This window comes from Caballeronia glathei, assembly GCF_000698595.1.
Taxonomy (GTDB): domain Bacteria; phylum Pseudomonadota; class Gammaproteobacteria; order Burkholderiales; family Burkholderiaceae; genus Caballeronia; species Caballeronia glathei.
The window spans coordinates 1-21,521 of the sequence record NZ_JFHC01000052.1 but is presented as its reverse complement, the minus strand read 5'-3'; the positions used below and the strand labels follow the sequence as shown (position 1 = coordinate 21,521).

Genomic DNA, 21,521 nt, shown 5'->3' with positions numbered 1-21,521 from the left:
CATGAAACGCGATCCATTGATCACGCGCGATCCAACTTTCGTGGATACGGCGCCCGCCAGGGCGCCGGACAAGACGGCCGGGGGGCTCGGGAACGCATCCGGCGCGCCGGGGCTGGAGTGGCTCTACTGCGCGCCGCGCTGGCTGCCGACCAGTCATGCGCAGACCATCGTCCCCGCGCTGTTCGGCCGCCGGCCGGCGGTCGCGTACCGGAGGGAGCGCTGGGACACGCCGGACGGCGACTTCATCGACCTCGACTGGATCGTCCACGGCGAAAGCGCCCGGCCCGCGCCCGACGCACCGCTTTTCGTCCTGTTTCACGGCCTCGAGGGCAGTTCGGATTCCCACTACGCCCGCACGCTGATGGCCGCCGCGCAGGCGCACGGCTGGCACGGCGTCGTGCCGCATTTCCGCAGTTGCAGCGGGCCGCTCAATCTCCTTCCGCGCTTTTATCATCTCGCCGACAGCGCGGAAGTCGACTGGATCCTGCGGCGGCTCGCCGCCGCGCACGCGGGGCCGATCTTCGCCGCGGGCGTGTCGCTCGGTGGCAATGTGCTGCTGCGGTGGCTGTGCGAGCGGGAAAACGACGCGTCGGCGGTGAGCGCCGCCGCCGCGATCTCCGCGCCGCTCGACGTGCACGCCGGCGGCCAGGCGATCTCGCAGGGCTTCGGCATGGTCTACACGCGCAGCTTCCTGAAGTCGCTCAAGCGCAAGGGGCTCGCGAAACTGGCGCAGTATCCCGGCCTCTTCGACCGCGACGCGATGCTCGCCGCCCGCACGCTGTACGAATTCGACAACGTCGTGACCGCGCCGCTGCACGGCTTTCGCGATACCGACGACTACTGGACGAGCGCCACCACGCGCCCGCATCTGCCGCGCATCGCGACGCCCACGCTGATCCTCAACGCCCGCAACGACCCGTTCCTGCCCGGCTGCGTGCTGCCGTCGAAGGCGGAGGTATCGGCGGCGGTCACGCTGGACCAGCCCGACCACGGCGGGCACGTCGGCTTCATGACCGGACCGTTTCCCGGCCGGATCGACTGGCTTTCGCAACGCGTGCTGGGCTACATGGAAAACTACCTCGATCATGGATGAAATCGTCCGGCAGGCACTCGCAAAGTGGCCTGACGTCCCGCACTGCACCGGCTGGCTGATGCTCGACCGGCGCGGCCAGTGGCGCATGCGCGACGACGCCGCACAAGCCGCGGGCGAAGCAGGCGACGTGATCCGTCACGACGCGCTCATCGGCTTCATCAACCGCAACTACGAGCGCGACCCCGACGGCCAGTGGTTCTTTCAGAACGGGCCGCAGCGGGTGTACGTGGAGCTGGGCTATACGCCGTGGATCGTGCGCCTGTCGGCGACGGGCGGCGAGCCGGCGCTCGCAGATCAGACAGGCGCCGCCTTCGGGCCGTCGCATGCGTGGCTCGACGACGAAGGCGGCATTCTGTTCTCCGACGCGTCCTCGCCGCCGCGCGTCGCCGCGCTGCACGACCACGACCTCGATTTGTTCACGGACCACGCCTCTTTCGATGACGCCGGGAACGGCGTCTTTCATTGGCGCGCGGGAAAGGATCTGCCGCTCCAGCCGATCGCGCGCGCCGGCGTGGCAGAGCGCTTCGGCTTTGTCGCGAGCCCGGCAGCACGCGCGCTAGCGTCGGCGCCGCCTTCCCTTTAGCCGTCCTTGTCCTGATCGCGCTCTTCCCTGTAGCGCGCTTCGAAGTCGCGCAGACGCGCGGAAATCGTCGACAGATCGTAGAAAGTCGCGCCTTTCGCGTCGCGCGCTTCCTTCAGCTGGCGAATCGCGGACGGCCACGCGCCGTCGAGCGCGAACTTCTCGGCCATCGCCTGATGCTGCTGCAGCGGATCGTTCAAGCCGACGCTCGATTGCGCGAGATACAGCCACCAGTCCGGCCGCTTCGGCTCGGCGCGCGTTTCCTGCTTCGCGAGCGCCTGCGCCTCGGCGAAACGGCGGGCCGAAAGCAGGGCCTGAAGATGCACTTCGATGGCCGCGTGGGAGTCGGGCCAGCGCTTCTGCGCCAGTTCCGCGAGACGCACGGCTTCGTCGTTGTGTCCGGCGCGCCGGGCGATCTCGGCGGCGAGCACATCGAGGCTCGGGGTGCTGCGGACCCTGACGCCCGGCGTGATGTCCAGCGCGGCGGGCGCCGCTGACATGGCGTTGCGGGCCGCAGGGCCGGGTTCGCCCGGCGTGCGGCTCGGCGTGGCGAGACTCGTGACGGCCGGCGTGGTCGCGTTGCCCCTCGGGCTCGTCACGCCCGCCGCGGGTTTTGCCAGCGTCCCGGTGCTCGTTGTGTCGGCAGGTTTCTTTGGCGGGGCCAGAAGACCCGCCACTGCCTGCGCTCCCGGCGAAGCGGCGTTGACCGCCGTGCCGTTCGTCACGGTTCGCGCCGCGCTCCCGGTGCCGCCCGTCTGCGAACCCGGTAACGAGCGCGACAACGAACCCGCCTGCGAACCCGTCAAGGAACCCGCCTGCGAGCCGGACGATGGCGCGGCGATACCCGCGCCGGTGCGGCGGCTGTTCTTCGATGCCGCGGCGGCGTCGGTGCGCGACTGAACCGCCGCGCTCTCGGCCTGCGCCTGCGCCTGCGCCGTCGCGCTGCTCGCCTGCTCGCCGTCGAAAAGCCGCCGCGACTTCGACAGCGCCTCGTTCGCCGCGCCGTAATCGCCGATCAGCGTCTGCGCGAGCGCGATGCCGTACCAGTTCGCCGCCGCGTTCAGCGCGGTCTGGTCCTCGATTTCCGACTTCAGCCGGCTCCCGATCTCCCGATAATCGGTCGAGGAATTCACCTGCAGCACCCGCGAGCGCGCCCGCACGAATGCGTATTCCGGCGACTGCCGCGGCTGCCGGTACGGGACGCGCCGCGCCCGGTCCTCCATGTCGGCGATGCGCTCGCCCGTCAGCGGGTGCGTGCGCGCGTAGGGCGGCACGCCGTTGTCGCCCATCGTGGAGCGGTCGAGCCGGTCGAAGAAGGCGGTCATCGCGTAGGGATCGTAGCCCGCCGCGCTCAGCATCTGAAAGCCGACGCGGTCCGCCTCGTGCTCGGCGGAGCGCGAAAAGCGCAGCTGGTTGTCGATGGCGAAGGCCTGCCCGCCCATCGCGATGCCCATGCCGAGATCGCCGCTCTTCGCGACGACGCCCGCGAGCAGCCCCGCGAGCATCGCCGCGAGCGCCGTGTAGTTGCTGCGCTCGTGCGTGCTGATCATCCGCGCGATGTGCCGCTGCAGCACGTGCCCCATTTCGTGCCCGATCACCGAAGCGAGCTCGGACTCCGTCTGCGTCGCCGCGATGAGCCCCGTATTCACGCCGATGAAGCCGCCGGGCATCGAGAACGCGTTGATCTGGGCGTCGCGCACGGCGAAAAGGTCGAAATCGGGCAGATAGCCGCCGATGTACTGCGACACCGCCGCCGCCGACAGCTTCGCCGACACCGAATTGAGGTAGTCGCGCAAGAGCCAGTCGTCCAGGTAGTCGGGCTCGCGGCGCAGTTCGCGCATCATGCGCTCGCCGAGCCGGCGCTCCGCCTGCGGCGTGAGCGAGCCGCCGGAGCCGTCGCCGAGATCGGGCAGTTGCACGGCCGAGAGCGGCGCGCGCAGGCCGGTCATCTCGCCGGGGCGGTTCGCGAAGCGGCTTTCCGCGCCGCCGTACACGCCGAACACGCCCTCTGCGACGCTGCCGGGCGCCGCGCTGCTCGCCGCGTCCGGCTGGGCCGCGCGCAATGCGGCGGCGGCAAGCGTGGGCGATTGTGCCGGCGTCGTCGCGGTGCCCGGGCGTGCCGCGCTCGCGGCCGTCTGCGCCAGCGCGACGCCCGGAGGCGGTACGGCGAGGGCGAAACACAGCACGGCGGTGAGAAGGCGATTCGGGCGCATGGCGTACTTGGCGCTGCACGTTCGCCGGACCGAACCCGGCCCGGCCGAAAGACGAAAACGAGCTTATCGTATCAAGTGTTCAGGCAACTCCGGCGACGATCGGCGGCGTTGCGTACCCCGCGCGCGACGGATCGCCGCTGGTATGATAGGCGCCCCTTTGAAGGAGAGGCTATGTCCGGACTCACTCATTTCGATGCTTCTGGCGAAGCGCACATGGTCGATGTCGGCGACAAGAGCGAAACGCGGCGCGTCGCAGTGGCGCGCGGCTCGATCGCGATGCTGGCAGGCACGCTTTCGCTGATCCGCGAAGGCCGGGCGAAGAAGGGCGACGTGCTTGGCGTCGCGCGGATCGCGGCGATCCAGGGGGCGAAGCGAACGTCGGATCTGATTCCGCTGTGCCATCCGCTCGCGCTCACGCGCGTTGCGGTGGATTTTGCCGTCGACGAAGCGCTGCCGGGCGTGCATTGCGAAGTGCGCGTGGAGACGGTCGGGCGCACGGGGGTGGAGATGGAAGCGCTGACCGCGGTGCAGGTCGGGCTGCTGACGATTTACGACATGTGCAAGGCTGTGGATCGCGGGATGACCATCAACAACGTGCACGTGCAGGAAAAGCGCGGAGGGAAGTCGGGGGACTGGGTGGCCCCCGCGTAACAAAAAGGCGGCTCGAAGCCGCCTTTCGTCATTCCTCGTCGTCCTCCTCGTCGTCGGACTGCAAGTGCTCCGCGGCCGGCATCCCATACAGCTTCACCAGTTCCGCCTTGAACCCCGCCATCGGCTTGCCCTGCTCGTCGAGCAACTGATACACCGCCGCCAGTTGCTTCGGCCAGTCGTGCAGCTGTGTCGCGAAAATCTTCAGGCGCGCAACCGTATCCAGCGCCGCCTCGCGCTCGCCCGCCAGCGCCTGCAGCACCGCGTAGCGCCTCAGCACCGTCTCGCCGGGCAGCAGCGCGATCGCCTGCTGGTGCATCGCGAGCTTCTCGGCGAGGTTCTGCCCGTTCATCGGCAACAGCGTCGCCGCGCCGTACTCCCCCCACGCGCGAAACAGGAACGACGGATCGTTGCGATACTGCTCGGCCGGCCGCGTGCCGTAATACAGCACCTCCGCGCGGTTGTAGTCGCGCATCACCGGATAAAGCGACGCCAGGCCGCCGAGTACGAGAATCGTGTAAAGCCCGTACGACACCGGGCGCGCAACGAGCCGCAGCCCGCGCGTCTCCAGCAGGCCGAAAATCAGCATCGCAGGCATCAGGAAGAACATGTACTGCTGCGGATATTCGACGAGCGCATGCATCATCAGCACGCCGAGCAGCGCGAGCGCGAAGATGCGCGCGGGTGTGTGCGGCGCGCGCAGTACGCGGATCAGCCACGTGAGCACGCCGAGCAGCAGAATGCCGAGCCCGAGCAGGCCGGTCTTCGCGAGCAGGTCGATGAAGATGTCGTGCGAATTGTTCGCGATCTCCACGCCGCCGAGATCGCGCACGAACTCGAACTGATAGCGCGGAAACTCGCCCCAGCCGACGCCGAGCAGCGGGTGCGTCGTGAACATCGTCCAGCCGTATTTCCAGAGCGCGAGCCGCGGCGCGATCTGGTTCGCGTCCTGCATGCGCTCGGCCGCCGACTGCGCGAGGTCCAGTTGAAAGCGGATGTTCGCCCAGCGAATCGCGGCGTTCACGGCGATGAAGACGAGCGCGAGCACCACCGGTATCAGCCATGCGCGCCGCTCGCGCCTCGACGGACCGTCGAAGCCCTCGGCCGACACCGCCCGCCCCTGCACGAACGCCATCCAGAACCCGGCGACCACGATCACCGCCATCTGCAGCCACGGTCCGCGCGACACGGTGAGCGCGAGCCCGGCCGAGAATATCGCCGAAAGCGCGAGCCACACGATCACCGGCAACCGCCTCGTCTGCACGAAGAAGAGCGCGCCGGTCATCCCGAACGCGATGTAGGTGGCAAGGTGGTTCGCCTGGGCCATGTTGCCGAAAGGCCGGCGATCGGCCATCACGTTGTAGGCGACGACGAGCGGCGTGAATTTCACTTCGGCATGAAAGAGCTGCACGAACTGGCAGAACACCGCGAACAGCCCGCCGAGGATCACCGCCGCGGCGGCCCAGCGCAGCGCCTTCTCGGCCAGGCCCGCGCGCACGAGGCCAAACCCGGTGTGCACCGCGACGAACGACGCCAGCAGATAGCCGCCGCCCAGCCAGTTCATCGACGGCTGCGCGGTCGGCAGCAGCATCGTCTGCGCGACGAGCAGCACGCCGAATGCGAGCGGCATGAGCGAGACCGTCGGCATGGCGAACGGAACGCGCGGCTCCGAGACCCGCACGAGCAGCGCCACTGTCGCGCCGAGCGCCAGATACAGCGCGAGCGCACTGTATTCGGCATAAAAGGTCGGGATCGGGTAGGTGTGGTTGACGACGGCGTAAGGAATCGTCAGTGCGAGAAACAGGACGGCGAAGCAGAGAAAACGCGCGAATTGTGAAGGCATGAGGGGCTGGGAACGTCGGCGACCGGCGCACTATACAAAAAATTACCCGGGCTGTCCGGCGACCGGGCCGAAATGCGGGGAAAAACGGGGCGAATTGCAGTGATTTCGTTGCGCACCCGCCATTCGGCGCGCAATCGGTGTGCCTTACATCCGGCATGCCGATGCCTTCGTGACGGTCACGCGTGGTCTTCGCGCGACCGTCACGTCGCGGACCGTGGACGCGGCCCGTTCAGCAGATCATGCACGGCACTCGGGCGGCGCGAGGTTCGCGGGCAGCGTCGGCGCTTCCGCGGGCTTCGGCCCCGCACCCGGCGCCGGCAGCGATGACGCCGCCTTGCCGCTCGTGAAGCACTCCCACGTGACCGAACCCGCCTGCACGGTGCCTTTCGCGAGCGCAATGCGCGCAGTGGGCGCATCGGCGTTGTCGGGTGCCGACGGCACGAGCACGAGCGTGTTCGAGCCCGCCGGCGCGACGCGCGTCGTATAGGCGATGGTCACCTGCCCGTTGTCGGTGTCGATCCGGATCGACTCGACGTTGCGCGTGGCGGGCGGCGATGCGTAGCCGCCCGCGAGATCGGAGCCGCTCGCGGCGTTTTCCGCCACCGCGAGCCGCGCCGACGATGCAAGCGACAACCCCTCGCCCACCCGGCTGCGCGCCAGATAGTCCTGATACGCGGGAATCGCATACGCCGCCACCACGCCGACGATCGCCAGCACGATCATCAATTCGATCAGCGTAAAGCCGCTTCTCCCCCTCTCGCGAATGCGCCGCTCAAACCACCGCGGCATCTTCACCGCTTCGAAACCACAAGCCACTACCGTCATCGCTCACCCCCAAAAAGACAAAAGCGCCTGACCGCTCGGTGCAGGTCAGACGCTTTCATCGTATTCAGGGAGCGACCAGCGCGGCAGTCGGCCGATCGGCCAACGCCGCGCCGTGCCGCTTCAGTTCGTCGCGCGGCGGCCCTCCGCGATCGCGCGGCGCTTGAAGAACCAGCCGCCGGCCAGCACGACCAGCACGCCGATGATGTGCGCCGCGTATTCCACGTTCGTGGTATTGAGTGCCGGCCAGCGATCGATGAACGGATCGCCGATGATCAGCCCGCCCGCGATCCACCCGAGCAGCCCCGCGCCGAGCGCGATCACGATCGGGAAGCGGTCGAGCAGCCGCAGTACCAGCGTGCTGCCCCACACGATCAACGGAATGCTCACTACCAGCCCGAAAATCACGAGCACGAGGCGGTGCTCCGGATCGGCGGCTTCGGCCGCGCCTGCAATCGCGATCACGTTGTCGAGGCTCATGACGGCATCCGCGACGATGATCGTCTTGATCGCCGCCCACAGCCGGTCGGACGGGTCGATGTGGTGATCCTCGTGTCCCGGCATCATCAGCTTGATGCCGATCCAGAGCAGCAGCACGCCCCCCACGAACTTGAGAAACGGCACGTCGAGCAGCACCACCGCGAACGCGATCAGCGCGACCCGCAGCAGGATCGCACCGAGCGTGCCGAACAGCACGCCGCGCGTGCGCTGCTTCGCCGGCAGGTTGCGACACGCGAGCGCGATCACGACTGCGTTGTCGCCGCCGAGCAGGATGTCGATGATGATGATCTGGAAAACCGCGCCCCAGTGGAGCGTCGCGAAAAATTCGAGCATGGATCAGGTGAAGTACGACAACGTCTGCAGAAAATAAAAAAGCGAGGAAGCAACCGCTCCCTCGCTTCAGAATCGACATTTTACGAAAGGGTTCCGTAAGAGATTACCAAACCCTCGCGATTTCTGCCGGTTTCCGCTTCCTCAGATCACCGATTTCAGCAAACGCGCCATTTCCGACGGGTTCTTCGTGACCTTGATGCCGCAGGCATCCATGATTTCGAGCTTGGCTTCCGCCGTGTCGGCACCGCCCGAGATCAGCGCGCCGGCGTGACCCATGCGCTTGCCCGGAGGCGCCGTCACGCCCGCGATGAAGCCGACCACCGGCTTCTTCATGTTGTCCTTGATCCAGTAGGCCGCGTTGGCTTCGTCCGGACCGCCGATCTCGCCGATCATGATCACGGCGTCCGTATCCGGATCGTCGTTGAACATCTTCATGACGTCGATGTGCTTGAGACCGTTGATCGGGTCGCCGCCGATGCCCACCGCCGACGACTGGCCGAGGCCGAGCGCCGACAACTGGCCGACCGCTTCGTACGTGAGCGTGCCCGAACGCGACACGACGCCGATGCGGCCCTTCTTGTGGATGTGGCCCGGCATGATGCCGATCTTCAGCTCGTCCGGCGTGATCGTGCCCGGGCAGTTAGGCCCGAGCAGCAGCGTCTTGCGGTTCTCGCGGCGCATGCGGTCCTTGATCTCGAGCATGTCGCGCACGGGAATGCCTTCCGTGATGCAGATGGCGAGATCGAGGTCGGCTTCGACGGCTTCCCAGATCGCGGCGGCGGCGCCTGCCGGCGGCACGTAGATGACCGAAACCGTTGCGCCGGTTTCAGCCTTCGCTTCCTTGACGCTCGCGTAGATCGGAATGCCTTCGAAATCTTCGCCGGCCTTCTTCGGGTTCACGCCCGCGACGTATGCCTCGCGGCCGTTCGCGTATTCGCGGCAGGCGCGCGTGTGGAACTGACCCGTCTTGCCGGTGATGCCCTGCGTGATGACCTTGGTGTCTTTGTTGATCAGAATCGACATGTATGGACCTCTGTTCGTTTGGCGGCGTCGCGCCCGCGCTCCTGTGCCTCGCGCGGGGATGACGCCGCCATTCGTATCTGGTGGAACGCTCGTGGACGTGCTTTCGAAAGCGCGCTTACTTGCCAACGGCCGCAGCGACGACCTTCTGCGCAGCTTCTTCCATGCTGTCGGCCGCGATGATCGGCAGGCCTGAGTCCGCCAGAATCTTCTTGCCCAGGTCTTCGTTCGTGCCCTTCATGCGCACGACGAGCGGCACCTTCAGCGCCACCGCCTTCGACGCCGTCACCACACCTTCCGCGATCACGTCGCAGCGCATGATGCCGCCGAAGATGTTCACGAGGATCGCCTTCAGGTTCGGGTTCTTCAACATGATCTTGAAGGCTTCCGTGACCTTCTCGGTCGTGGCGCCGCCGCCCACGTCGAGGAAGTTCGCCGGCTCGCCGCCGAAGAGCTTGATCGTGTCCATCGTCGCCATCGCGAGGCCCGCGCCGTTCACGAGACAGCCGATATTGCCGTCGAGCGAAATGTACGCGAGGTCGAACTTCGACGCTTCCACTTCAGCCGGATCTTCTTCGTCGATATCGCGATACGCAACGACGTCCGGGTGGCGGAAGAGCGCGTTCGAGTCGAAGTTGAACTTGGCGTCGAGCGCGATCACCTTGCCGTTGCCGGTGACGATCAGCGGGTTGATTTCGGCGAGCGATGCGTCCGTTTCCCAGAACGCCTTGTAGAGGCCCTGCAGAATCGCGCGCGCTTGCGGAATCGACGCGTCCGGAATGCCGATCTTGCGGGCGAGGTCGTCGGCGTCCTTGTCCTGAAGACCTGTCGACGGCTCGACGGCGAACTTGTGCAGCAGTTCCGGCGTCTTTTCCGCGACTTCCTCGATGTCCATGCCGCCTTCGCTCGACGCCATCACGACGACCTTCTGCGAAACACGGTCGAGCACGAGGCCAACGTACAGTTCCTTCTTGATGTCCGCGCCTTCCTCGATGAGCAGACGATTCACCTTCTGGCCTTCAGGGCCGGTCTGGTGGGTGACGAGCTGCATGCCGAGGATCTGGTTCGAGTATTCGCGAACCTGCTCGATCGACTTCGCGACCTTCACGCCACCGCCCTTGCCGCGGCCGCCAGCGTGAATCTGCGCCTTGACGACCCATACCGGGCCGCCCAGCTCTTCTGCGGCCTTGACCGCATCATCCACCGAGAACACGGGCTTGCCGCGCGGGACCGCGACGCCGAACTTCCGCAGGATTTCCTTACCCTGGTACTCGTGAATCTTCATGCGTGATTCCTTCAGTCTGAGAGTTGGATTGAACTTCGCTTTTCTTGAGCCGCTGATTATTTGCTGTGTCTTGCCGCTTCTTCGTTTTGCCGACTTCGCCGGATTCCGCGTGCGCTTTCGCGCGTGTCACGGATCTAGCCTGCCTTTTTCTTCGATGCCTGGCCGCTCGTCCGCCTCGCGCGGCCTGTGCCCGAACCAGCGCGGGTAGTACTCCCCGACCGCGGCGCCGTCAAAGCGCAGCGCATTGCAGCGGCCGAGCTGAAACGGCGGGTTCTCTGCTGATGCCTGATCCGGCTGGCCGCTCGGGCTGCCGTTGTCGGTGTCCCAGACTTCGCCCGCGAATGCCTGTATCGCGGCTGTCGGGAGGACGGCGCACAGCTCGGTGAGATGCGTGCAGCCGGTCGTGCCGCGCAGGAGCCGATTGGCTTCGCGGCGAAAATTCTGCAGAAGATTGAGACCGATGAGGGAACGGTAGACGGGATTCGACTCGGCGCACAGACCGCCATAGGGCGCCCATTCCGACGACGCCTCGGCGTCGACGATGGTGAGCTTGCGGTCGATGGTGATGCGCAGCCAGAGTTCATGGATCGGCAGGCCGTTTGGCCGGACGCCCGACGCGAGATGAACATCGCGCGGCTTTTCATCGGTTAGACAGGCTTCGACGTCCCACAGCCCGTCGTCCCGCTCGAAGGCTTCCAGTCGAATCGCGCGGCGATGGCGCAACTGGCGGGAAACGGGCGGAGAAAGCGGCATGCGAGAAGAGGAAGGCCGGAATGGGAAACCGCTGAATTTTAGCATACCGGGTATTTCAGTCCCGGCGCTTGCTCGCGCGCATGCACGCGGGCGCCGGGGACCCCGCCGGATGAATCGGACGTGTGCCTTGAAGGAGGGTTATTCGTCGCCGGGATCGATGCCAGGGTCGTCGTCGCTGCCCTTCAGCACCTTGGCGATCGTGCCGCCCGAAAACCCCCGCGCCGCGAGGAACCTCGACTGCTTCGCGCGTTCCGCCGGATTCGCGGGCGGCGTGCCGTACTTGCGGCTCCATACCGCCTTGGCCCGCGCGATCTCGGTGCCGGACAGCTTCTCGCCCGTCTGCTTGATGAGCGCGTCGCCCACCGCGTGACGCTTGAGTTCGTCGACGATCCGGCTCGCGCCCATGCGTCCCGCGCGCCGGTGAACGACGCTCTCGACAAACCGTTCGTTCGACAGCCACCCCTCCCGTTCAAGCGTATCCAGCAAGGTTTCGAGCGAATCCGCCTCTTCGACGAACGGCACGAGCTTGCGCGACAGTTCCGCGCGGCTGTACTCGCGACGCGAAAGATAGCCGAGCGCGCGGCCTTTCAGCGAACGCTGCGGACGCTTGCTCGCTTTGGCTTCGGACGAGCTGGAATGCGCGGGACCGGCGTTGCGTGTCCCGCGGCGCGTTTCGCTCGAACGGCTGTAGATGGATTCGCCCGAGTCGGCGCTGCCTGCGGGGGAAACGGCGTGTCGTGCCGAAGCGGCTGACGCGGGCACGCATTGCTCGAAGGGCTCGAATGGGTCGGCGTCTTCGAAGGGATCAGGGAAGGCGGGTGGGTCTCGAGATTCGGGAGATTGAAAAGCTCGCGGCGTGCGCGTCGCACTGGGGTTCGCTGCATCGCTTCTTGCGGCATCGCTTCTTGCCGCATTGCTTCTTGCTGCTTTACTCGTTGCCGAATCGCCCGCGCCGACACGTTGTGTTCCGGCAAGCGTCTGTTCGAGCAGCACGCGAGCCTGTTCCAGGCGCTTCGCTCGTTCGTCTTCATGGCGCTTTTCCGCATCGTGCATGCGGCCTGGCGGTTTCGCCGCGCCGGAATCAGCACTTCGCGCTTCGGCGCCGTCCGGCGAGTCGATCGTGCCATCGCGCCCGATACCCCGGTCTCCAGGCATGCCCTTGCGCGACAACCCGCCAGCAGAAACGCGACGCGCCGACGCAGATGTCTCCGCGCCGGCGCGTTCACGTTTTCGCTCCCAGCCAGACTTGCTCTTCGATGCGCCCGCCCGCTCGCTGCTCCGTTCATACCGATCGGTGCCTGCGATATGAGTACCGCTTTCACCGGCGTCGGTACCGTTTGCGCCCGCGCCGTGATCGGAACTACCCGAGCCGCCCGAATCCCGGTCTTCATCGCGGCGGTCTTCACCGCCGGCCTTCGACCCGAACCGGCTCTTGCGCATCATCGAGTGCAGCCTGAATGCTTGCCTGTTTGCTTACTCTTCTTCATCCGCGACTTCAACACCCGGCGCGACCGCTTCCGCCATCGCATTGACGCCCAGAGACTCGCGAATCTTGTTTTCGATTTCGCGCGCCATGTCAGGATTCTCGCGCAGGAATTCGCGCGCGTTGTCCTTGCCCTGGCCGATCCGCTCGCCGTTGTAGCTGTACCAGGCACCCGCCTTGTCGACAATCTTCGCCTGCACGCCGAGATCGATGATCTCGCCCTGACGCGAAATGCCCTCGCCGTACAGAATGTCGAAGATCGCTTCGCGGAACGGCGGCGACACCTTGTTCTTCACCACCTTGACCCGCGTTTCGTTGCCGATCACTTCGTCGTTCTTCTTGATCGAGCCGATCCGGCGAATGTCGAGACGCACCGACGCGTAGAACTTGAGCGCGTTGCCGCCCGTGGTGGTTTCCGGATTGCCGAACATCACGCCGATCTTCATCCGGATCTGGTTGATGAAGATCACGAGGCAGTTCGTGCGCTTGATCGTACCCGTCAGCTTGCGCAGCGCCTGCGACATCAGCCGCGCCTGCAGGCCCGGCAGCGAGTCGCCCATTTCGCCTTCGATTTCGGCCTTCGGCACGAGCGCCGCCACCGAGTCGATCACGATCATGTCGATCGAGCCCGAGCGCACGAGCGCGTCGGCGATTTCGAGTGCCTGCTCGCCGGTGTCCGGCTGCGAGATCAGCAGGTCGGACGCGTTCACGCCGAGCTTCTGCGCATACTGGACGTCGAGCGCGTGCTCCGCGTCGATGAACGCCGCCGTGCCGCCGATCTTCTGCATTTCCGCGATCACCTGCAGCGTCAGCGTGGTCTTGCCCGACGATTCCGGGCCGTAGATTTCGACCACGCGCCCGCGCGGCAAGCCGCCGACGCCCAGCGCGATATCCAGTCCGAGCGAACCGGTGGACACCACCTGAATGTCTTCGACCACCTCGCCCGCGCCGAGACGCATGATCGACCCTTTGCCGAACTGCTTTTCGATCTGCGACAGCGCGGCGGCCAGCGCCTTGCTCTTCTCTGCAGACATTCCGCCCGGGCCTTTCTTGCTTTCTTCCATGAATCGTCCTTTGCTATGATGAACGGCGTCTGAGACATGCGGGCGAGCCCACGCTCGTCCGGCGCACTAACTCAGACACTGTATAAAAAAACAGTAGTTTTTGCAAGCCCGATCGTCGGGGCGCTGCATTTTAAGCGCCGCGCGAACCGCGCAAAAACCACACAACACCTGGAGACCGCCGCGCCGGGCGAAATGCGGTGCCGGCAATGCCTTTTGCGCACACTACGATGCGAATCCTCATTGCCGAAGACGACAGCATACTCGCGGACGGGCTGGTTCGATCACTCCGCCAATCGGGATACGCCGTCGACCATGTCAAGAACGGCGCCGAAGCCGATACCGCGCTTTCGCTGCAGACGTTCGACCTCCTGATCCTCGATCTCGGCCTGCCGCTGATGTCCGGACTCGAAGTCCTGCGCCGCCTGCGCGCGCGCAATTCGCAGATGCCCGTGCTGATCCTCACGGCCGCCGACAGCGTCGACGAACGCGTGAAGGGCCTCGATCTCGGCGCCGACGACTACATGGCAAAACCCTTCGCGCTCAACGAGCTCGAAGCGCGCGTGCGGGCCCTCACGCGCCGCGGCGCGGGCGGCGGGCCGACTGTCGTGAAGCACGGTTCGCTCGCGTTCGATCAGGTCGGACGGATCGCCTCCATCAACGATCAGGTGATCGAGCTGTCCGCGCGCGAGCTGGGCGTGCTCGAAGTGCTGCTGCAGCGCATCGGGCGGCTCGTGTCGAAGGAGCAGCTCGTCAATCACCTGTGCGAATGGGGCGAGGAAGTCAGCAACAACGCGATCGAGGTGTACGTCCACCGGCTGCGCAAGAAGATCGAACCGAGCGGCGCCCGGATCATGACCGTGCGCGGACTCGGCTATTCGCTGGAAAAGAACACCGGCGCGGCAAGCGGAAACGCCGCGGCCACGCCATCCGGCGCCCAGACTGCCACCCGGCCCGGCGCGAACGCGGCGCAAGGTCCGGCGGCCGCCATCGCTGCCGGAGCAAGCGCGCCTGCGACCACGGCCGCTGCCGCCGGCACGGTCGCGAGGGCCGACACGTCCGGCGCATCGCCGGACGCGAATGCGTCCGCGAACACGCCGTCGGGCGCGAACCCGATGCCCGCGAGCCACCACTATAAGTAAACCGCCCATGGCGTCGCCCGTTTCCACCGAGCGCGCCGCCGCCCCCGCGCCGCGCCAGCCGCCCATCGACGACTCCGACGCCACCCGCGACGCGCGTTACGCGAACCCGTTTGCGCCGCCGGACGAACTCGAGCCCGACGGCGAGCCGCACCCGCGCTCGCTGTTCGGCGAGATTCTCGACTGGATGCTCGCGCCGCTCCTCCTGCTCTGGCCGATGAGCATCGCCGTCACGTACCTGGTCGCGAAATCGATCGCCAACGGACCGTTCGACCGCGCGCTCGAAGCCGACGCCTACGTGCTCGCGCGCCAGATCCAGCCGGTGAACGGCGTCGCGGAACTGCGCATGCCCGAGGCGACGCGCGATTTCCTGCGCGCCGACAATGTCGACAGCGTGTTCTTCCAGGTGCTCGGCGCGCGCGGCGAGCTCGTCGGCGGCGACCGCGACATGCCGCTGCCGCACGACGACGACCGGCCGCAGCCCGGGATCGTCGAATTCCGCGACGACATCCTGCGCGGCAACGACATCCGCGTGGCGTACACGACGGTCGAAATGCCCGGGCTCGCCGCGCAAGGCGGCGCGCAGCCGGTGCTCGTGCAGGTGGCCGAAACGCTCGACAAGCGCAGCCAGCTCGCCAACGACATCATCAAGGGCGTGATCCTGCCGCAGTTCGTGATCCTGCCGCTCGCGATCGTGCTCGTGTGGTTCGGCCTCTCGCGCGGGCTCGCGCCGCTGCATGCGCTGCAGTCGAACATCCGCGCGCGCCGCCCCGACGATCTCTCCCCGCTCGAAGCCGGCCACGCGCCGCCGGAGATCGCGCCGCTCGTCGCGTCGTTCAACGACCTGCTCACGCGGCTCGAACAGAACATGGATTTCCAGAAACGCTTCATCGCCGATGCCGCGCACCAGATGAAGACGCCGCTCGCCGGCCTGCGCATGCAGGCCGAGCTGGCGCTGCGCCAGGATGTGTCGACGGAAGTGCAGCGCTCGCTCGAACAGATCGCGACGAGCTCCGAGCACGCCGCGCGGCTTGTCACGCAACTGCTCGCGCTCGCGCGCGCCGAGAACCGGGCGGCGGGCCAGATCTTCTCGCGCGTCGTGCTGACGGATCTTGCCCGGCTCGCCGTGCGCGACTGGGTGCAGGCGGCGCTCGCGAAGCAGATGGACATCGGCTACGAGGAACCGCCGTACCCGGTCGAAGTGGAAGGCAACGTCGTGATGCTGCGCGAGATGCTGTCGAACCTCATCGACAACGCCATCCGCTACACGCCCGCGGGCGGGCGCATCACGGTGCGCGTGCGCGCCGACGAAAGCAACCTCGATCTCGTGCATCTCGAAGTCGAGGACACCGGGCTCGGCATTCCGCCGGCGGAGCGCACGCGGGTCGTCGAGCGGTTTTACCGGATTCTCGGCCGCGAAGGCGACGGCAGCGGCCTCGGGCTCGCGATCGTCCGCGAGATCGTGACGATGCACGGCGGCACGCTTGCCATCGAGGATCACGTCTACCAGGCGTCGCCGCGGCTTGCCGGGACGCTCGTGCGCGTCAGCTTGCAGCGGGTTTATCCTGCCCGGGACAAACCCTGAGCGCGCCTCGCGCCGATCTGCCCGCAGATTGCAGGAAGTGGAAAGTTCGCGCGCATTTGACCAAAAATGGAAACAGTTTCGGCGAACTTGACCGAAACCGGCGCCGGGTGAGCCGCCGACGCGACAAGCCGTGCGCGTCAGAACGCCGTAAGTTTCGGCTCCAATAATCCATGCACGGAGCCGCCAGGGATCCGCGGAGCCGATCGAATATCAAAATTAGGAGACGATTCATGGCTACGGTTGAGGGGCGCATTTCCCACGCACCGATGACGGGCGAAGAAAAGAAGGTGATCTTCGCCTCGTCGCTCGGGACGGTGTTCGAGTGGTACGACTTCTATCTCGCGGGTTCGCTCGCGCTATATATCAGCAAGGCGTTCTTCTCCGGCGTCAATCCGACGGCCGGCTTCATCTTCACCCTGCTCGGCTTCGCTGCGGGTTTCGCGGTGCGTCCGTTCGGCGCGATCGTGTTCGGGCGGCTCGGCGACATGGTCGGGCGCAAGTACACGTTCCTCGTCACGATCGTGATCATGGGCCTTTCGACGTTCCTGATCGGCTTCTTGCCGGGCTACGCGTCGATCGGGATCGCGGCGCCGGTGATCTTCATCGCGATGCGGCTTCTGCAGGGCCTCGCGCTCGGCGGCGAGTACGGCGGAGCCGCGACATACGTCGCGGAACACGCGCCGTCGAACAAGCGCGGCGCGTGGACAGCGTGGATCCAGACGACGGCCACGCTCGGCCTCTTCATCTCGCTGCTTGTCATCCTCGCCGTGCGCACGATGATGGGTGAGGAGCAGTTCTCGGCCTGGGGCTGGCGCATTCCGTTCCTCGTGTCGATCGTGCTGCTCGCCATTTCCGTATGGATCCGGATGAAGCTGCACGAGTCGCCGGTGTTCGAGCGGATCAAGGCCGAGGGCAAGACGTCGAAGGCCCCGCTCACGGAAGCGTTCGCCGAGTGGAAGAACCTGAAGGTGGTGCTGCTCGCGCTCTTCGGCCTGACGGCCGGCCAGGCCGTGGTGTGGTACACGGGCCAGTTCTATTCGCTGTTCTTCCTCACGCAGACGCTGAAGGTGGACGGCACGAGCGCCAACATCATGATCGCGGTCGCGCTTCTGATCGGCACGCCGTTCTTCATCTTCTTCGGCTCACTGTCGGACCGCATCGGCCGCAAGCCGATCATCATGGCCGGCTGCCTGATCGCGGCGCTGTCCTACTTCCCGCTCTTCAAGGCGCTCGCGCACTACACGAACCCGACGCTCGAGGCCGCGACGCTGAAGTCGCCGATCGTCGTGATCGCCGATCCGAGCCAGTGCTCGTTCCAGTTCAACCCGGTGGGGACGTCGAAGTTCACGTCGTCGTGCGATATCGCGAAGAGTGCGCTGTCGAAGTCGGGCCTGAACTACGAGAACGTGGCGGCGCCCGCCGGCACGCTCGCGCAGATCAAGGTGGGCGAGACGGTGGTCGAAACGTATGACGGCCGCTCCGGCGACGCGAAGGCGAAGGGTGCGGCGTTCGACAAGACGCTCGCCGCGACGCTCAAGGGCGCAGGCTATCCGGCGAAGGCGGATCCGGCGCTCATCAACTGGCCGATGGCGATCGTGATCCTGACGATCCTCGTGATCTTCGTGACGATGGTGTACGGGCCGATCGCGGCGATGCTGGTGGAGATGTTCCCGGCGCGAATCCGGTACACGTCGATGTCGCTGCCGTATCACATCGGCAACGGCTGGTTCGGCGGGTTCCTGCCGGCCACGGCGTTCGCGATCGTGGCGGCGAAGGGCAACATTTACTCGGGGCTGTGGTATCCGATCACGATTGCGCTCGTGACGTTCGTGATCGGCATGCTGTTCGTGAAGGAGACGCGCAACTCCAACGTGTACTCACAGGATTGAGGAGACCAGGGCGGTAGTTTGTATGTAGGAAAGTGCTGGGAAGGGGTTGACAGACTTCGCGGTCATCTCCATAATCCACGCTTCTTTCGGCGAATTAGCTCAGTTGGTTAGAGCGACGGAATCATAATCCGCAGGTCCGGGGTTCGAGTCCCTGATTCGCCACCAGCATCAAGAAAAAGCCGCTGCTTCTCACGAAGCAGCGGCTTTTTGCTTTCGGAACCGGAAAAAATGACCTAAAACGGCGCTTTTCCGGCGTCGATTTTAGATTCGGGCGTTTTCCGGAAGCTGGTTGCTACACGGCACTGTTACCTTTCTGGAGAACATGTCATGAAGCACCCCTACCTCACCCCCCGTCACAATTCGTCGAACTACTATTACCGTCGCAAGGTTCCGCTCGACCTGCAGTCTCTGCTCAGCCGCAAGGAGGTCTGGCTCAGTCTCGAGACACCCTGCAAAGAAGCGGCCATTTCCCGCCTGCCCACTGCAGCGCTCGAGTATGAACGCCTCATCGCGGAGGCGCGTCAAGCTGCCGGCGTGGCCGAGGTGGCGAAAGATGCGTGGCTGCCGCACGGCGCGCGCACGGTGAGCGAGGCCGAACTGCCCACGTACCACCCGACCGTCCAACCGCTTGGGACGACGCGCCTGGCAGCCGTACAGTTTCCAAGGCTCGTCGAACGATACACGGCGAACGCCTTGGCGAACGACGACGAAGCGCGGCCGACCTATTTCGAGCCGCCTCATCCCGACGCTTCTCACGTCGATGATTACAACGACGAAGCGCACAGAATCTTGCTGCTCGAAGCGCGCCGTCAATTGCGACGGGCGCGGGCCGCCGAGGACTTTTCATCAGTCCGTGAGTGCGTCGAAGACCATCTAATGTGGGAGCGCGCCTGGCTGCCCGCCGCGTCGGACGAGTTTGTCTCGTTGCTGAAGGCCATGGCCGATGCACAACTGGCCGTCATTGAAGAAGAGCTGCGGCGCATCGACGGCGAAGTCGGTGAGACGCCCGAGCTGATTCCGCTGGTCGACGAAAACGACACATGGGAGGCTGCCCTGGAATGCTGGAAAAAAGAGCGGATGCCCGCGCCAAAAACTGTCAATGACGTCATGAGCCAGATACGGCGATTCAAGTCACATGTGGGCGACCTGCCCCTGTCGGCCTTGACGCCCGACCACATTGAACAATTCAAGGCGCTCTGCCTCGAGGAGGACGACGTCGAGCATGGACGGGTGAACACGATTCTTTCGCTGCTATCGCCGCTCATCAGACTTGCGATGCACAAGAAGCTGACGAAGCTGGCAACCAACCCCTTCAGCGGCATGAAATTTGACGCGAAGGTGGTCGAGGCCAACCGGAAGACCGTACGCACCGCCTTCGCAATTGACCAGTTGAACCAGGTCTTCGCCTCTCCCGTTTGCACGCGTGGGCACCGCCCGGACAAGGGTGGCGGCGATGCGGCCTACTGGGTGCCGCTCGTCGGGCTGCATACGGGCGCACGTGTCGAGGACGTGTGCCGGCTCACGGTCGCCGATGTGGTCCAGCGTGATGGCGTATGGTGCTGCTACCTGCACGACACGAAGCGTGAAAGCCGTACCAGACGCCGCAACGTCATGCGCCACGTCCCGGTCCACCGTAACCTGCTGCGACTCGGCTGGCTGGACTATGTCGAATCCCGCCGACCGGCCGGCGGTTCGGCATGGCTCTTTCCTGACCTCTCGACCAACCAGTACGACAAACGCGGCGCAGTGTTCAGCAACTGGTTCAACGCCTACCTGCGCTCGCCCGTCGGCATCCACGACCCCGCGCTCGTGTATCACAGTTTCCGCCACACCTTCCAGACGTTTGGCGAACTCGCGGGCATCAGCGGCCAGGTCATCGACGAACTGATTGGGCACGCGCCGGACAGCCGCTACGGGTGGAAGGAGCGTGGCGAAAAGCGCCTTCCCTTTGAATTGCTGGTGCAGGCGATGGAGAGGCTGGATTTTCCCGGACTGGAACTGGGTCACCTGCCGTATGCTGGGCGCGCTTGACCCATCAATGTTGTCGACCTGCGGCGTCGACAAACCGACCGCGTGACGCTCGCGTGAAGCAACCCACTGAACGTCACGTTTCCGGGCATTTCTCCAAGACGGGCCGTATGCGCTCTTGCCGAGGCGCAGCGGTCGCTGCGCCTGTACCGACCCAGTCGATTTGGCAGGCGCTTGGCGTGCACCGCGGTAACGCGTGGCAGACCAGGAGCATCCAAGCGTGCAGGCCTGCTCAAGGCTGTCATGCCCCGGTGATACGGCCAGCGCGGCAACCCGCGCAACGGCGCCACGGCACTACAAGGCACAACGGTTCCCTCTAGACTCGCTTCGACTCCGGCTGGATTCGACAGAGATTTTGCCAGATTCGGAGTCTGTTATTCGCTGCCTGGCCAAGCGACATCTCAGAGCCGGAACTCACTTCAGGTTGCCGGATATAAACTCGGTCGCTAAAGATGTCTTTAAACTTCTTCATCGTTCCATGACTTCCTTGCACATCTAAGCCATCAAATGGATGGGACTCTTTTTGATGCATGGTCACGGCAGTGCCGCTCTCATGCATGGGGGTCCCTGCTGATTCAAGGCACTCTTTTGTGTCAAACTCAGAGAAAGAAGTCACCTGCAAGATGGTGTCGATTTCTGACGATGCATGAAAGTCGACGCAAGCCTTAGAACGCCGCGAACTGTCCCGTGGTCTGCCAAGCGCTGTGGAGACGGCCTGCGCCGAGGCTTCCTCAGTCCCCCGCCTCCGGCGTTGCCCCTTCTGGCGAAGACGGCAAAAGACGGCGGTGACCCCGGGTACGAGACCGCAGCAAGTCGAATACAAAGTCGCCGCGCATGTGTCTGGCTGGGCAAGGGCAGAACACCCCGCGACCAGCGTGTGGGGCGTTAACCGGGAAGGCGGGACGCACCGTGGGAACAGGCGGCGACAGGGGAGCGCGAAGGCATGCATTGCCTTGGACCGTCCAGCAGCATCCTGGCGCGATGCACGCGGCTCAGGCACCCCGAACGGCAGCGCGGCTCCGCAGTCAGAGCGAAACTTTCGCGGGCGGAGTGCCTTCCGGTTGGAGCACCCCAATCCAGACTTAAATCGTTATACGGAATCAGGGTCCGCACCGATGTGGAACTCGATTCAAAGTTCGGAAGGGCAGCAATAAGAAAGCAGCCAAATGCAATGCCCCCTTCGCTATCTGCGGGCATGCCTTAGAAGCTGTTGCGAAATTAAGTTTTGGGTCTGTTAACTTTTCT

At 65.4% G+C, this 21,521-nt stretch carries 16 protein-coding genes and 1 tRNA gene; 8 read left to right on the top strand and 9 right to left on the bottom strand.

The window, feature by feature from the left end; translation table 11 throughout:
* The first annotated feature begins 1 nt into the window (after position 1).
* Together BG61_RS26805 and BG61_RS26800 are read left to right on the top strand one after the other, a co-directional pair.
* The gene (locus BG61_RS26805; protein WP_035940337.1) at positions 2-1,093 is read left to right on the top strand and encodes a hydrolase; all 1,092 of its coding nucleotides are present in this window, start codon (positions 2-4) and stop codon (positions 1,091-1,093) included.
* A complete protein-coding gene (locus BG61_RS26800) occupies positions 1,086-1,676 on the top strand; it encodes a DUF2946 family protein (protein WP_035940340.1) in 591 nt (196 codons plus the stop codon). Before BG61_RS26805 ends, BG61_RS26800 begins: the two co-directional genes overlap by 8 nt.
* Here BG61_RS26800 and BG61_RS26795 read toward each other — a convergent pair.
* Positions 1,673-3,886 (bottom strand): M48 family metalloprotease, encoded by a 2,214-nt coding sequence (locus BG61_RS26795; protein WP_035940342.1) that lies wholly within the window; start codon positions 3,884-3,886, stop codon positions 1,673-1,675. The genes BG61_RS26800 and BG61_RS26795 overlap by 4 nt on opposite strands.
* Before the next feature lie 171 nt (positions 3,887-4,057).
* On the opposite strand from BG61_RS26795, the gene moaC reads away from it, so the two are divergent.
* Complete coding sequence (moaC, locus tag BG61_RS26790) at positions 4,058-4,537, top strand: cyclic pyranopterin monophosphate synthase MoaC (protein ID WP_035940345.1); 480 nt, start codon at positions 4,058-4,060, stop codon at positions 4,535-4,537.
* A 28-nt stretch (positions 4,538-4,565) separates the two neighbouring features.
* Here the strand turns inward: moaC and BG61_RS26785 are convergent, their stop codons facing one another.
* The 8 genes from BG61_RS26785 to recA form a co-directional block, all read right to left on the bottom strand.
* Positions 4,566-6,377 (bottom strand): PglL family O-oligosaccharyltransferase, encoded by a 1,812-nt coding sequence (locus BG61_RS26785; protein ID WP_035940348.1) that lies wholly within the window; start codon positions 6,375-6,377, stop codon positions 4,566-4,568.
* Positions 6,378-6,614: 237 nt separating this feature from the next.
* On the bottom strand, positions 6,615-7,166 hold the full coding sequence (locus BG61_RS26780; RefSeq protein ID WP_035940350.1) for a pilin: 552 nt from the start codon (positions 7,164-7,166) through the stop codon (positions 6,615-6,617).
* Between the two features lie 156 nt (positions 7,167-7,322).
* On the bottom strand, positions 7,323-8,033 hold the full coding sequence (locus BG61_RS26775) for a TerC family protein (protein ID WP_035940352.1): 711 nt from the start codon (positions 8,031-8,033) through the stop codon (positions 7,323-7,325).
* Between the two features lie 141 nt (positions 8,034-8,174).
* Positions 8,175-9,056, bottom strand: a complete 882-nt coding sequence (gene sucD, locus BG61_RS26770; RefSeq protein WP_035940354.1) for a succinate--CoA ligase subunit alpha — start codon at positions 9,054-9,056, stop codon at positions 8,175-8,177.
* Between the two features lie 115 nt (positions 9,057-9,171).
* On the bottom strand, positions 9,172-10,338 hold the full coding sequence (gene sucC, locus BG61_RS26765) for an ADP-forming succinate--CoA ligase subunit beta (RefSeq protein ID WP_035940356.1): 1,167 nt from the start codon (positions 10,336-10,338) through the stop codon (positions 9,172-9,174).
* Positions 10,339-10,464: 126 nt separating this feature from the next.
* On the bottom strand, positions 10,465-11,091 hold the full coding sequence (locus BG61_RS26760; RefSeq protein ID WP_051672803.1) for a DUF2889 domain-containing protein: 627 nt from the start codon (positions 11,089-11,091) through the stop codon (positions 10,465-10,467).
* A 138-nt stretch (positions 11,092-11,229) separates the two neighbouring features.
* Complete coding sequence (gene recX / locus BG61_RS26755; protein WP_306434272.1) at positions 11,230-11,853, bottom strand: recombination regulator RecX; 624 nt, start codon at positions 11,851-11,853, stop codon at positions 11,230-11,232.
* Between the two features lie 711 nt (positions 11,854-12,564).
* Positions 12,565-13,638, bottom strand: a complete 1,074-nt coding sequence (gene recA, locus BG61_RS26750) for a recombinase RecA (protein ID WP_035940358.1) — start codon at positions 13,636-13,638, stop codon at positions 12,565-12,567.
* A gap of 227 nt (positions 13,639-13,865) precedes the next feature.
* Between recA and BG61_RS26745 the strand changes: the two genes are divergently transcribed.
* The 5 genes from BG61_RS26745 (at position 13,866) to BG61_RS39410 (ending at position 20,279) form a co-directional block, all read left to right on the top strand.
* Complete coding sequence (locus BG61_RS26745) at positions 13,866-14,777, top strand: response regulator transcription factor (protein WP_075584233.1); 912 nt, start codon at positions 13,866-13,868, stop codon at positions 14,775-14,777.
* A 7-nt stretch (positions 14,778-14,784) separates the two neighbouring features.
* Positions 14,785-16,359 carry a sensor histidine kinase gene (locus tag BG61_RS26740; RefSeq protein ID WP_232256451.1) on the top strand — a complete coding sequence of 525 codons (1,575 nt, stop codon included), beginning with the start codon at positions 14,785-14,787 and terminating at the stop codon, positions 16,357-16,359.
* A 230-nt stretch (positions 16,360-16,589) separates the two neighbouring features.
* Positions 16,590-18,248 carry an MFS transporter gene (locus BG61_RS26735; RefSeq protein ID WP_035940360.1) on the top strand — a complete coding sequence of 553 codons (1,659 nt, stop codon included), beginning with the start codon at positions 16,590-16,592 and terminating at the stop codon, positions 18,246-18,248.
* Positions 18,249-18,336: 88 nt separating this feature from the next.
* Positions 18,337-18,413: transfer RNA gene (locus tag BG61_RS26730), tRNA-Met, on the top strand.
* 162 nt (positions 18,414-18,575) lie between these two features.
* Positions 18,576-20,279: a site-specific integrase gene (locus tag BG61_RS39410; RefSeq protein WP_051672802.1), complete on the top strand. Its 1,704-nt coding sequence runs from the start codon at positions 18,576-18,578 to the stop codon at positions 20,277-20,279.
* Positions 20,280-21,521 lie beyond the last annotated feature (1,242 nt).

Bases quoted from the DNA above. Each gene is read 5' to 3' on its own strand.
- BG61_RS26805 (WP_035940337.1), top strand. From the start codon at position 2: ATGAAACGCGATCCATTGATCACGCGCGATCCAACTTTCGTGGATACG.
- BG61_RS26800 (WP_035940340.1), top strand. From the start codon at position 1,086: ATGGATGAAATCGTCCGGCAGGCACTCGCAAAGTGGCCTGACGTCCCG.
- BG61_RS26795 (WP_035940342.1), bottom strand. From the start codon at position 3,886: ATGCGCCCGAATCGCCTTCTCACCGCCGTGCTGTGTTTCGCCCTCGCC.
- moaC (WP_035940345.1), top strand. From the start codon at position 4,058: ATGTCCGGACTCACTCATTTCGATGCTTCTGGCGAAGCGCACATGGTC.
- BG61_RS26785 (WP_035940348.1), bottom strand. From the start codon at position 6,377: ATGCCTTCACAATTCGCGCGTTTTCTCTGCTTCGCCGTCCTGTTTCTC.
- BG61_RS26780 (WP_035940350.1), bottom strand. From the start codon at position 7,166: ATGCCGCGGTGGTTTGAGCGGCGCATTCGCGAGAGGGGGAGAAGCGGC.
- BG61_RS26775 (WP_035940352.1), bottom strand. From the start codon at position 8,033: ATGCTCGAATTTTTCGCGACGCTCCACTGGGGCGCGGTTTTCCAGATC.
- sucD (WP_035940354.1), bottom strand. From the start codon at position 9,056: ATGTCGATTCTGATCAACAAAGACACCAAGGTCATCACGCAGGGCATC.
- sucC (WP_035940356.1), bottom strand. From the start codon at position 10,338: ATGAAGATTCACGAGTACCAGGGTAAGGAAATCCTGCGGAAGTTCGGC.
- BG61_RS26760 (WP_051672803.1), bottom strand. From the start codon at position 11,091: ATGCCGCTTTCTCCGCCCGTTTCCCGCCAGTTGCGCCATCGCCGCGCG.
- recA (WP_035940358.1), bottom strand. From the start codon at position 13,638: ATGGAAGAAAGCAAGAAAGGCCCGGGCGGAATGTCTGCAGAGAAGAGC.
- BG61_RS26745 (WP_075584233.1), top strand. From the start codon at position 13,866: ATGCGAATCCTCATTGCCGAAGACGACAGCATACTCGCGGACGGGCTG.
- BG61_RS26740 (WP_232256451.1), top strand. From the start codon at position 14,785: ATGGCGTCGCCCGTTTCCACCGAGCGCGCCGCCGCCCCCGCGCCGCGC.
- BG61_RS26735 (WP_035940360.1), top strand. From the start codon at position 16,590: ATGGCTACGGTTGAGGGGCGCATTTCCCACGCACCGATGACGGGCGAA.
- BG61_RS39410 (WP_051672802.1), top strand. From the start codon at position 18,576: ATGAAGCACCCCTACCTCACCCCCCGTCACAATTCGTCGAACTACTAT.